Genomic DNA, 12165 nt, shown 5'->3' on the forward strand with positions numbered 1-12165 from the left:
TAATGGCTCAGAAGGTCAAGATTATTCTTGAAGACGATCTCGACGGCGGCCCCGCAGAAGAAACCGTACGTTTCGGTCTCGACGGCGGCCAGTTCGAAATCGATCTTTCTAGCGCTAATGCTGCCCGTCTGCGTGACGCCATCCGTCCTTTCGCTGCTAAGGCCCGCCGCGTTCAGGGTGCCCAGCGCACCCCCGGCCGTCCCGCAGGTTCACGCACCACCGCTAAGCGCAACCCCGAAATCGCTGAAATTCGTAAGTGGGCCCAGGAAAACGGCTACGAGGTTTCTAGCCGTGGCCGTATTCACCAGAACATTCAGGACGCCTACTACAAGGCTATGGGCAAAGAAAGCAAGTAAATAATCTTCTTCTTGTCTCTATGAGGCGGAACCCGCTGAGCGGGTTCCGCCTCAATTATTTATAAGCGGCCTATAAAACATGCGTGTAGAAGAAAAATTGGGTGATGTTTCGGCAGGTCTTATCGAGTAAATGAAGCTTATTCAATAAGTGCGGGTGAAGCATGCTCACAGCGAAGCTGCTGGCTCGATGAAGTGAGCGAGTGCGAGCGCGCGAGCACACAAGAGCGAACGGAATCCGCCGTCAGGCGGGGCGTGAGGGTCAGGCTTACGCCTATTCCGCCCGCAGATTAATTTCCTCGCGCGCTCGGAATCTGCTGGGCTTCATCCAGCGTGAGCATGCGGAACCCTGATAAATAAGCCCCATTCATTCCGTGGCGAACAGCGCCCCGCGGGGGTGAAAACGCGCGTAATCTTTTGGGTAATAGTAAGTTTCCAAGGAGTGTTCAATGTTTGAACGGTTTACCGACCGCGCCCGTCGCGTCATCGTGCTTGCCCAAGAAGAAGCACGCATGCTGAACCACAACTACATCGGTACCGAACACATTCTGCTCGGTCTGATTCACGAGGGTGAGGGTATTGCGGCTCGCGCTCTTGAGTCGCTCGGTATTAATCTCACTGCCGTGCGTGACCAGGTGCAGGACATCATCGGTTCTGGCCCGCAGGCGTCCAGCGGTCATATTCCCTTTACCCCGCGCGCTAAGAAGGTTCTTGAGCTGTCGATGCGCGAGGCTATCCAGCTGAACCACGGCTACATTGGTACTGAGCACATCCTGCTGGGTATGGTGCGCGCTAATGAGGGTGTGGGTAACCAGATTCTGACCAAGCTGGGTGCTGAGCCCGCTAAGGTTCGTCAGACCGTGATGGACCTGATTTCTGGCTACCCAGGTAACAACAACGGTGAGGGTGGTAAGGAGACCGCCGGTGTGGGTGCGGGTAACTCCCGCGAGGGCACCCCGGCTGGGTCTGCCATTCTTGACCAGTTCGGACGCAACCTCACGGCTGCGGCGCGCGAGGGCAAGCTTGACCCTGTGATTGGTCGCCATAAGGAGATGGAGCGCGTTATGCAGGTGCTCTCTCGCCGTACTAAGAACAACCCCGTGCTGATTGGTGAGCCCGGTGTGGGTAAGACCGCCGTTGCTGAGGGCCTGGCTCAGGCGATTGTGCACGGTGATGTACCTGAAACCTTGAAGGACAAGCACCTTTACACCCTGGATCTGGGTTCTATGGTGGCGGGTTCCCGCTACCGCGGTGACTTCGAAGAGCGCATGAAGAAGGTGCTGAAGGAGATCCGCAACCGCGGCGACATCATTCTCTTCATCGATGAGATTCACACCCTGGTCGGTGCAGGTGCCGCTGAGGGCGCGATTGACGCTGCCTCAATTCTGAAGCCCATGCTGGCCCGTGGCGAGCTGCAGACTATCGGTGCAACCACCCTCGATGAGTACCGTAAGCACATCGAGAAGGACCCCGCCCTGGAGCGCCGTTTCCAGCCCATCCAGGTCGATGAGCCCAGCCCCGAGCTGGCTGTTGAGATTCTCAAGGGTCTGCGCGATAAGTACGAAGCTCACCACCGCGTGACCATCTCAGATGAGGCTCTGGAGACCGCCGTTAACCTGGCTCACCGCTACATCTCTGACCGCTTCCTGCCCGATAAGGCTGTTGACCTGATTGACGAGGCCGGTGCCCGCCTGCGTATCAAGCGCATGACCGCTCCGCCCGAAATCAAGGTGCTTGAAGAGCGCATTGCCAAGCTCAAGGGCGAGAAGGAAGAGGCCATTGCGGCTAACGAGTTCGAGAAGGCAGCTGACCTGCGCGATAAGGAGCAGAAGCTGGTTGCTGAGAAGGAAGAGGCTGAGCAGCAGTGGCGCAACGCTGGTGACGCCTTCGGCGAGGTGACCCCCGAGGTTATCGCCGACGTCCTGGCCTTCTCCACCGGTGTTCCGGTCTACAAGATCACCGAGGAAGAATCCGGCCGTCTGCTCAAGATGGAAGAGGAGCTGCACAAGCGCGTCATCGGCCAGGAGAACGCCATCAAGGCTCTCTCCCGTTCAATTCGCCGTACCCGTGCTGGCCTCAAGGACCCCAAGCGCCCCGGCGGCTCCTTCATCTTCGCCGGCCCCACCGGCGTCGGTAAGACCGAGCTGGCTAAGGCCCTGGCTGAGTTCCTCTTTGGGGATGAGGACGCCCTCATCACCTTGGATATGTCGGAGTACCAGGAGAAGCATACCGTTTCCCGCCTCTTCGGTGCCCCTCCCGGCTACGTCGGCTACGAAGAGGGTGGCCAGCTGACCGAGAAGGTCCGCCGCAAGCCCTTCTCCGTTGTGCTCTTTGACGAGGTTGAAAAGGCTCACGCCGACCTCTTCAACTCCCTGCTACAGATTCTGGAAGACGGCCGACTGACCGACTCCCAGGGTCGTGTTGTGGACTTCAAGAACACCGTGATCATCATGACCACCAACCTTGGCTCCCGTGAGATGGCCCGCCGTGTACCCGTTGGCTTCCAGCAGGTAGGCGATGACCAGGGCTCCTACGAGCGTATGCAGGGTCGCGTGATGGAATCCCTCAAGGAGCACTTCCGCCCTGAGTTCCTCAACCGCGTGGACGACATCATTGTCTTCCCCCAGCTCTCCGAGTCTGAGATCCTGCAGATCGTTGACCTCTTCGTTGCCCGCCTGGCTAAGCGCCTGGCCGAGCAGGATATGTCCATCGAGCTGACCGATAAGGCTAAGGCTCTCATGGCAGCTAAGGGTTACGACCCCTCCATGGGTGCCCGTCCGCTGCGCCGCGAGATGCAGCGCAACCTGGAAGACCCGCTCTCTGAGAAGATTCTCTTCGGTGAGATCAAGTCCGGTGAGAAGATCACCGTGGACGTTGAGGGCGAGGGCGACCTGGCCAAGTTCACCTTCTCGTCAGCTCCCCTGGGTGAGTTGGACGCCGAGGCTTTTGATAAGGCCTTTGGTGAGGATGAGAAGGATCTGCCCGCAATCCCCGAAGCTGAGGTAGCTAACGAGACTGCCGAGCAGCGTTTCGAGGCTGAAGAGGCCCGCGAAGCCGACGAGCGCTAAGCCGCCTGCGCAAGCGTAAGCCGCCTGTGGCGTCCTGATACCAAGGACGCCGCAGGCGGCTTTGTGTTGCGCTGGTAGGTTCGTGATGCTTCTGTGATGGCTCTTGATAAATGTAACCAAAGCTTGACCAAGTTTTCAGCTTGTGCCCAGCTCTTTAAGGCTTGCGCTCAAGGCTGGCTTGCCATACTTGAGTCATACGGTTCGACAGAGCCCCTGAAGACTCAAAGCCCCGGTGTGTGGGGCTACTTTAGGACAAGAAGACTCTTGTGTGTATGTGTGTGTAATGATGTAAATCAGCTCTCGCACCGCTTAGCGGTCGGGGGCTGATTTATTGTTTAAGGGCCTCTGCGTCTCACGCGGCTTTGGCCCCGAGCAGGCCGGGCAGTAGCCTTGAGGAATGACTGATGTGACCGTCCGCCCCGCCACCGTGCACGATGTGCCCGCTATTCAGGGCCTGGTGCGCCCCCTGGCCCTTGAAGGAATCCTGCTTGATAAAGAGGCAGTGGCCTACTATGAGGCTATCCAGGAGTTCCTCGTCGTTGAGGACGCCGCCGGGCAGGTTCTCGGCTGCGGGGCCCTGCACGTGATGTGGCAGAATATCGCTGAAATTAGGACGCTGGCGGCAGCTCCTGCTGCGCGCGGTCGGGGAGTGGGGCACGCCCTGGTGGCCGCTCTGGTGGAGCGGGCCCGGCGGCTGGGCGTAGCCAGTGTTTTTTGCCTGACCTTTGAGGTGGATTTCTTCAAGCGCCAGGGGTTTAGGGTGATGGAGAACCAGGATCAGATTGACCCTGAGACTTTTATGGAGCTGCTGCGGTCGCACGATGAGGGTGTGGCTGAGTTTCTTGACCTTGCCCGGGTGAAGCCCAATACGCTGGGAAATACCCGGATGATTCTGGAAATCTAGGGGGCTGGGCTGGAGGTTTTCCTTCTGCAGGTCTGGAATATGCCCGGCTTTTAAGGTAATCTAGTTCACAACTTCTGAAAGGTGTGAACCATGAATCATCAGGATTTGCAAGGAACATACCGTCAGAAAAAGCGACCCGGCATCGTTGCCGGCGCCGCACTCGGCTTGAGCCTTTTGCTCGCCGTTGCTGCCTCGTTTTTCCTGGCGGGAACTTCAACTTTAGGGCGCTCACCGAGCAGTGAGCCTATTGAACACATTACGGTGACCCGTAAGGCAGCAGTACCCGGCTATTCCGACGCCCAGTGCTGGCAGGCTTTCACCCGCGTGGCCGAAACGAATATTCTGGGCAAGGAGCTTCTGGCCCATAAGTTCTCCGTTATCTGGTGCGCGAAGGACGGCGGCATCGTCTACCAGCAGGACGCCACCACGGTTGACTACGAGGGCCCTAACATGCGCTCAGACCCGCCTGCTAACCCCGACTATTCACTGGCCTATGAGCTGGATTCCCTTGAGTCATACCGCACGGTTATTGGCCGCATGGTGAATAACAGTAGTGGCCTGCCGAGCTACGGTTTTGAACGGTGTGTGGCCTTTACCCTCGACGCTGAGGGTACAGCGGAAGGAGAGCTCTCGTGCGTTCCCAACTAGACCTTGATCAGGTACCCGGTACGGTTCTGGCTGAGAACGGTCGCCCGGTCTTTTTGCAGACAGTACCCGGCCTCTTTGCGACCTGGGTTTATCCGCTTGCTCTGATTCTGCTTTTGCTGGTGAACCAGCCCCTAGCCCTGTGGCTGGTGCTAGCCGCTGGTGTTTATGCCCACGGGGTGCGCTACCCCAGGGTCTATGAGGTCTTCTACCCGGTCTACTTCTATCTTTCGGTAGTGCTTGTGGCCCTCCTGCCCGTGGTACACCTGGTGCTTACCCTGGCAACCGGGGTGAGTGTGACGGACGGGCGTCCCTAGCCCCATCGAGAAAGCGAGGAGAACCGTGAAAACGAGGCATCACACCATCGTGCTAGGGCGGGTATGTACCGCTGTGCTGGTTATTCTGCCCCTCTTGCTGGGCTGGCTTGTTTCTAGCCAGCAAATGAAGAACTGGGACCACATGCGGAATAATGACGGTGCGCTACTTGTATCGGTGAACTCCTGGAGCGTTAGCAACCTGGTGACGGGATCAACCCGCGATAAGATCACCGAAAAAGAAGCGGCCCTTTATGCAGACCATCAGTGCTGGCAGGCGAGTACCCCGGTGACAGAAGAAAACCTGCTGGGTTCTGACCTGACCACCACGGTTTTCTCACTGGGCTGGTGTACCGACGGCTCTGCCATCACCTATCTGAGCAACCTCACCTACACCTCATCTAGCTTTTCCCTGCTTGGCGATAACTCGGTCTACGACAGGGAGCCTGAGGTATGGGAAGAAAAGGGTTCGACAGCCCGGGTATCGGTGGTACGGGAGTTCAACCGCACCAGCCTCAACAGCTATGGCTACACCCGTTGCGTGAACTTCTTCATTGACAGCGAGGGTACCGCAGAAGCGAGGCTGACATGCTAAAGAGAACAGACACCCACTACGACACCACCGGCCGTCAGGTCTACCTCAACTACCGGCCGGGCTTCTTCGCCCAGCCCTGGTACCCGGTGCTGGTCTTTGTGCTCCTTATTCCCTCTGCTCAACTCTTGTCCCTTATTCTGCTCATCGCAGGCACATACGCAAACGGGGTGCGCTACCCCCGCCAGCACGGGGTCTTCAAGCGAGGCTACTTCTTCTTCTCCTTCATTGCTGGAGTGGTTATTCCCTTCGCAGCGATTTTCTGGGGTAGCGCAACGGCCGTGAGCTTCGGTTAAAGGCTGACCCTGCCGCCCTCAACCTGCCGGGCGAGGCCGTCCGCCAGGAGCCCCGAGAAACAGCGCTCAACCTGCTCCGGCGGGGGAGTGAGCGCCCGCAGCTTCGCAACAGCAGGAACAAGACCCTCGGGAACAACCATATCTACCCGCCCCACACTGGTCAGCAGCTGGTCCGGCACCGGCTCCTGGGCGGCGCGCAGCACGCCCATCATGGCACCCCGCAACTGGCGGTCGGTACCGGCCCAAGCCTGGCCCTTAGGCACATAGTCGGCCTCGGGGCATCCTGCCGCAACCCAGGCACAGGAATCCACCACCGGGCAGCGCTCGCAGCTCGGGGCTTTAGCGGTACAGATGAGCGCTCCCAGCTCCATGACCGAGACATTCCACAGGCAGGACGTCGCCAGGTCAGCGGGCATGAGCTCGTCAGCTAAACGGGTTTCGGCTGCTGTGAGTGCCTTAGACGGCAGCGCCTTGCCCGAGATAAGGCGGGCATGGACCCGGCGAATATTAGTATCAATCACCGTGGCCCGCGCCCCAAAGGCAAACACAGATATAGCCGCAGCGGTATATGAACCTACACCGGGTAAAGCCAGCAGCTCCTCGTAGCTGCCGGGTACCTGGCCACCGTGCTTCTGAACGATAGCCTGGGCCGCAGCATGCAGCCGCAGGGCTCGGCGGGGGTAGCCCAGGCGTCCCCAGGCACGCACAGCTTCACCGGAATCCTCAGCCGCCAAATCAGCGGGAGTAGGCCAGCGCTCCAACCAGGTTTCCCACACCGGTAAGACCCGCTTGACCGGAGTCTGTTGCAGCATAAACTCGCTAACCATCACCTCCCAGGGCGTATTACTCCCGGTACGCCAGGGCAAATCGCGGCGGTGCTCCAGGTACCACCCGTTAATCTCGGTGTGCAGGTTTTCAAGTTCCTGGGGAGTGAGCTGGCTCAGCGGCAAAGTAAAAGACACTCCAACACTCTAAAACACCTGTAACCAGGAGGACGAACACAGCCCAAAAGTTCCGCAGGTGGCATAGAAAAAGGTACTCTAGATGTATGTCTGAAAACGTTGATTCACAGGTGGAAGAAGTCTCACCCGAGGTCTACCGCCGCCGCCGCATTGTTGCCGTCCTCATCCTGGTCCTTGTCCTGCTCCTCATTATCGGCCTCATCAGCTGGTTAGCAGGTCGCGGTAACAGCTCCGACAACGCAACCGCCACCGCAAGTACCTCCACCAGCGCTGAAGCCTTCAGCGACTTTAGTCAGCGCGCTACCGAATCAGCGACCCCCTCAGAAAGCGCTGAGCCCAGCGACTCCGCAAGCGCCAGCGAATCAGTATCAGCCGACGCAAGTGAATCAGCCGCCGCCAGCGCAGAGGCTACCGAATCAGCCGAGCCCACCGCGTCCGCTGAGCCTAGCGAATCAGCTGAACCCACTGAGTCCGCCTCACCCACCGAGGTTGTTGCGGCCGCCTGCACCGCAGCCGACCTGCAGGTAAGCCTGACTGCCGACCGCAACAGCTACGCAGCGGGCCAGAACCCTGCCCTGGCCGTTACCTACACCAACACCTCGGGTAACCCCTGCATCGTGACCGGCGGTGCCAACAACGTAGACGTTAACATCACCTCCGGCCCCGCCCAGGTCTACAACTACGCCCAGTGCTACGCCAACCCCGTCGAAGACGCTGAAGTTGCCGCAGGTGCCACCAACACCACCGCCCTGACCTGGAACCGCTCCCTCAACGTCCTGGGCTGCAACACCTCAGCAACCATCCAGCCCGGCTACTACTGGGCAACCGCAACCGTCAACGGCGTGACCTCACAGCCCGTCCGTATCATCGTCACCGGCTAAGAACCTTAGCCTCACAGACCGCTACTGCCCCGGCCCGCCCTGCGCATGCCGGGGCGGTGCCGTTCCCGGGCTAAGCTGTGCACTAAAATTGGTGGAGTGCTAACGGTTTATAGTGAATCTCTGCTGAAAACAATCGCCCAAATCGCCCCCGGTACCGAACTCCGCGAGGGCCTGGAACGAATCTTGCGCGGCCGCACCGGTGCGCTGATCGTGCTGGGCAGCGATAAGACCGTAGCGCAGATGTCGTCGGGCGGGTTTGCTATCAACACCGAATTCTCTGCCACCCGCGTGCGGGAGCTCGCCAAGATGGACGGCGCGATTGTTTGCGACAAGGACGCTTCCACCCTGCTGGCGGCAGGAGTGCAGCTGCTACCCGACCCGTCCATCGATACCAATGAGTCGGGTACCCGCCACCGCACCGCAGAACGTGTGGCAAAACAAACCGGCTTCCCCGTCATCGCGGTGAGCGCGTCTATGTCCCTGATTTCGGTCTATACCGAGGGAATCCGTTACACGGTTGAAGACACCCAGTCGCTCATGAATCGCGCTAACCAAGCGATTCGTACCCTCAATAGCTACACCGAACGCCTAGAACAGGTGCTCCACCAGCTCTCTTCCCTAGAAATCGAAGCCAACGTAACCCTGCGCGATGTAGCCAGCACCCTACAGCGCATGGAAATGGTTCGCAGAATCACCGTAGAGGCGGGCCACTACGTGGTGGAGCTGGGCAACGTGGGCCGCCTGGTTGCTCTGCAGCTTGAAGAACTGACCACCCACGACCTGCCCGCCACCTGGGTCGTCTTGCGCGATTACCTGCCCGCAGACACCAGCCCCGAAGACCTCCAGGCTGCTGTGGACGCTCTGGCCCAGCTTGACGATAAGGAAATCGTTGACCCCCTGACCATCGCCCGCACCGCAGGGTTGGGTGAGGAACTGGACGCCCCGCTCCACCCCCACGGGCACCGCCTACTGGCCGGTATCAAGTCCATGCCGGGGGCGGTCGCTGACCGCCTGATCGACCGCTTTGACGGCCTACAGTCGCTGATGGCTGCCAGCCTCGATGACCTGCGGGCCGTTGAGGGCATCGGTGAACAGCGCGCTCGCGTGATTCGAGAATCCCTCTCTCGCATGGCCGAAAGCTCGCTCTTAGAGAGATTTATGTAGGCTTTAGCTGGCAGCGCTTAAAGTGTCAGCCACCGGCCTTATGCTGTTGATATGGCTACCCGTAAAACAACCCGCTCACGCTCCGCTAACGCCTACCGCTGCACCGAATGCGGTTGGACCACCGCTAAATGGGTGGGGCGTTGCGGCGAATGTCAGTCCTGGGGCACCGTAGAAGAAGCTGTCGGGCCGGTTGCCGCGAAAACCACCGTGGCATCGAGCGTGCAGGCGCCCGCCCAGCCCATTGGGCGGGTTGATTCCACCGTGGCCCAGTACATGAGCACCTGCAACCCGGAGTTCGACCGTGTCTTAGGCGGCGGTCTGGTGCCGGGGGCAGTAATTCTTATGGCCGGTGAACCCGGCGTCGGCAAATCCACCCTGCTGCTCGATGTAGCCGCTACCTTTGCCCGCGGCGAGTCAACGGGAAAGCCCCACAACGTCCTGTATGTGACCGGCGAAGAATCAGCCGCCCAGGTCAAGCTCCGCGCCGACCGCATCGGGGCTCTGGCCGATACCCTCTACCTGACCAGCGAAACCGATCTCGGCACCGCCCTGGCCCATATCGAACAGGTCAACCCCGACCTACTGATTGTGGACTCGGTACAGACCCTGGCCTCATCCGAGGTCGAGGGGAGCGCCGGTGGCGTCACCCAGGTGCGAGAGGTGGCCGCCTCGCTGATTGCTGCCGCTAAACGCCGCAATATGTGCACCCTGTTAGTGGGCCACGTGACCAAGGAGGGCACTATCGCTGGCCCCCGCCTGCTGGAGCACCTGGTCGATGTGGTCTGCCAGTTCGAGGGCGATAAACACACCCCTATCCGTATGCTGCGGGCTATCAAGAACCGCTTTGGCCCCACCGACGAGGTGGGCTGTTTCGATATGCACGAGGACGGCATCGCCCCCGTCACCGACCCTTCGGGCCTCTTTGTCTCCCGCACCCCGCACCCGGTCTCGGGCACCTGCGTTACCGTCACCATGGAGGGCCGCCGCCCCCTGCTCGCCGAGGTTCAGGCTCTGCTCGACACCAGTGCCACCCCGCAGCCCCGAAGAACCACCAGCGGCCTCGACAGCTCTCGTATATCTATGCTGCTGGCTGTGCTCCAGAAGCGGGCCGGGTTCAACGTGGGCAAGCTAGACTGCTATATCTCAACGGTGGGCGGGGCTAAGATTTCTGAGCCGTCCGCCGACCTGGCCTGCGTCATCGCCCTGGCCTCCGCCGCCCAAGATAAGCCCCTGCCCCGCAAGCTGGCGGTCTTTGGCGAAGTCGGTCTCGCGGGTGAGGTACGAGCTGTTCCCGGCATCCGCCAGCGTATCGCCGAGGTCGGGAGGCTGGGCTTTACCCACGTGATTGTGCCTGCCTCACCGGCCGGTGTGGGTGATGTACCCGCCGGGGTGTCGGTACGCGAGGTCGCCTCACTGGGGGAGGCTCTGGCCCTGCTCTTCCCCGGCCAGGGCTAGTCGCCCTTCTCCTTCTTGAGGTTCTGCTCGATTACGGTCAGCTGGGCTGTGTTCAGGGCCTGCTGCTTCTCAACCCTAGCGGCGCTGTCGAGCATCTGGGCGGACGCGTCCGCCCCGGTTCCCGCAGGCGGTACGGCAGGCATACTGCGGGGGTCGCGTACCGAGGCTTCGCGAATCTCCCGAATGGGGGCGCGGTCTTTTGCGCGAAGAACCGTGGTGAGCTGACGGGTATCGTCCCGGTGCTTCTGCTCCACCCGCTGCCGTTGGGAACCCTGCTGACCACCGGCGTCCGCATCAGCCTGCACCGGGAGCATCGTAGTGGTGGGGGCGTGCTCCGTCATGGAATCACCCAGGGGCACCAGCATATCGACCGCCTGCTGGTGGGTCAGGCCCGAAGCCTCCAAAAGGTCGACCACCAGAGGGCGGAGCATCAGCACCAGGGCCTCAGCCTCCATGGTGCGCACACCCATCATGTGCGGCTCCAGGCGACCAGCCAGATGTGAGAGATCACGGCGGGCCTTCATCTTCCGCTCGGTACGGACGTCCGCATCGGGGGCAGACATACCCTCACCCAGCGCCTCCACCGCGTCACCAATACTCTTGAGCGCCTCAGCGATAGAGGTGATAGCCTCTTGCGAAATATGCACGTTATTGATGGTTGAAGCGAGTCGGCGGTTAAGCACCCGGGTGTTGCGGATAGCGTAGTCAATCTTGCTCAGAGCCTGTGAGTAACGGTCGAGTTCCTTCATATGAGACCGGCCAGTCCAGGCCAGCTGGGCCATGCCCTTTGAGGTAATAATGTCCTTCTCACAGGTGTTATAGAGAGGCTGTAGACGACGGGCGGACGCCAGGGCATGCCAGGCCTCCTTGCCGTCGTAGTGCTCCATCGCCTCACCGGCATCGCGGAAGACCGCAGCAAAAGCCCCCATCATCGTGCGGGCATTCTCACGCGGGATGCGACGCGGGTCTTTAGGGAAGAGGAACATGAGCAAGAAAGCGCACAGGCCACCGACAATACCGTCTAGGCTTCGGGCAAAAGGCCCGTCAACATTCGGCGGGAGCAAGACCACCAGGCAGGACTGCAGACCCATCTGAATCGTGAAAATAATACCGTTATCCAAAAAACGGGCCAGCATAATAGACAGGAACATCACAAGCCCTGCCTGCCAGATGCCCCGACCCAGGGCCAGCATCATCATGTCACCCATCAAGATACCCAGGGTCACACCAAACGACACCTCAAGGATGCGGCGGGCGTGGGTAGCGCCGGTGATATAACCCAGAGAAACAATGGCAGCGGTTGCCGCAAAAATCGGTTCGGTATGCCCCAGCACCTTCTCCGCAAAAAGATAGGCCCCGATACCCGAGACCACAATCTGAAGAGACTGGAAAAAGCCGTCCTTCATACGCTGCCAGCCCAGGCGACTATGATCCTGAGCTCGCTTCTTTAAACTTTTAACCTGCTGACCAAAACCCATACCCACCATTCTAAACCCGCGGCCTCAACCCGACCGCCGGCGTCCTTAACCCT

At 60.0% G+C, this 12165-nt stretch carries 12 protein-coding genes; 10 read left to right on the forward strand and 2 right to left on the reverse strand.

Features of this window, described 5'->3' with window-relative positions; translation table 11 throughout:
* The first annotated feature begins 2 nt into the window (after positions 1–2).
* From L7A20_RS01445 to L7A20_RS01475, 7 genes are all read left to right on the forward strand, one after another.
* Positions 3–356 (forward strand): histone-like nucleoid-structuring protein Lsr2, encoded by a 354-nt coding sequence (locus L7A20_RS01445; protein ID WP_185174003.1) that lies wholly within the window; start codon positions 3–5, stop codon positions 354–356.
* A 446-nt stretch (positions 357–802) separates the two neighbouring features.
* Positions 803–3421 (forward strand): ATP-dependent Clp protease ATP-binding subunit, encoded by a 2619-nt coding sequence (locus tag L7A20_RS01450; protein ID WP_237222145.1) that lies wholly within the window; start codon positions 803–805, stop codon positions 3419–3421.
* Positions 3422–3818: 397 nt separating this feature from the next.
* Entirely contained in the window at positions 3819–4325 is a 507-nt protein-coding gene (locus L7A20_RS01455) for an amino-acid N-acetyltransferase (RefSeq protein ID WP_237222146.1), read from the forward strand.
* A gap of 90 nt (positions 4326–4415) precedes the next feature.
* The gene (locus L7A20_RS01460; RefSeq protein ID WP_237205607.1) at positions 4416–4973 is read left to right on the forward strand and encodes a hypothetical protein; all 558 of its coding nucleotides are present in this window, start codon (positions 4416–4418) and stop codon (positions 4971–4973) included.
* Positions 4958–5287, forward strand: a complete 330-nt coding sequence (locus L7A20_RS01465; RefSeq protein ID WP_237205608.1) for a hypothetical protein — start codon at positions 4958–4960, stop codon at positions 5285–5287. The genes L7A20_RS01460 and L7A20_RS01465 overlap by 16 nt, the downstream gene beginning before the upstream one ends.
* Positions 5288–5312: 25 nt before the next feature.
* A complete protein-coding gene (locus tag L7A20_RS01470) occupies positions 5313–5879 on the forward strand; it encodes a hypothetical protein (protein WP_237205609.1) in 567 nt (188 codons plus the stop codon).
* Positions 5873–6172 carry a hypothetical protein gene (locus tag L7A20_RS01475; RefSeq protein ID WP_237205610.1) on the forward strand — a complete coding sequence of 100 codons (300 nt, stop codon included), beginning with the start codon at positions 5873–5875 and terminating at the stop codon, positions 6170–6172. The genes L7A20_RS01470 and L7A20_RS01475 overlap by 7 nt, the downstream gene beginning before the upstream one ends.
* Here L7A20_RS01475 and L7A20_RS01480 read toward each other — a convergent pair.
* Positions 6169–7134 carry an A/G-specific adenine glycosylase gene (locus L7A20_RS01480; protein WP_237205611.1) on the reverse strand — a complete coding sequence of 322 codons (966 nt, stop codon included), beginning with the start codon at positions 7132–7134 and terminating at the stop codon, positions 6169–6171. The genes L7A20_RS01475 and L7A20_RS01480 overlap by 4 nt on opposite strands.
* Positions 7135–7220: 86 nt before the next feature.
* On the opposite strand from L7A20_RS01480, the gene L7A20_RS01485 reads away from it, so the two are divergent.
* The 3 genes from L7A20_RS01485 to radA all read left to right on the forward strand — a co-directional run bounded on the left by L7A20_RS01485 (position 7221) and on the right by radA (position 10634).
* Positions 7221–8015 (forward strand): hypothetical protein, encoded by a 795-nt coding sequence (locus tag L7A20_RS01485; RefSeq protein WP_237205612.1) that lies wholly within the window; start codon positions 7221–7223, stop codon positions 8013–8015.
* 96 nt (positions 8016–8111) lie between these two features.
* Positions 8112–9179, forward strand: coding sequence for a DNA integrity scanning diadenylate cyclase DisA (disA, locus tag L7A20_RS01490; RefSeq protein ID WP_237205613.1), 1068 nt, complete (start codon positions 8112–8114; stop codon positions 9177–9179).
* Between the two features lie 51 nt (positions 9180–9230).
* A complete protein-coding gene (gene radA / locus L7A20_RS01495) occupies positions 9231–10634 on the forward strand; it encodes a DNA repair protein RadA (RefSeq protein WP_237196379.1) in 1404 nt (467 codons plus the stop codon).
* Here the strand turns inward: radA and L7A20_RS01500 are convergent.
* Positions 10631–12112 carry an FUSC family protein gene (locus L7A20_RS01500; protein WP_237205614.1) on the reverse strand — a complete coding sequence of 494 codons (1482 nt, stop codon included), beginning with the start codon at positions 12110–12112 and terminating at the stop codon, positions 10631–10633. The genes radA and L7A20_RS01500 overlap by 4 nt on opposite strands.
* Positions 12113–12165 lie beyond the last annotated feature (53 nt).

The sequence above is a fragment of the Rothia nasimurium genome (assembly GCF_928381415.1).
Classification (GTDB): domain Bacteria; phylum Actinomycetota; class Actinomycetes; order Actinomycetales; family Micrococcaceae; genus Rothia; species Rothia nasimurium_H.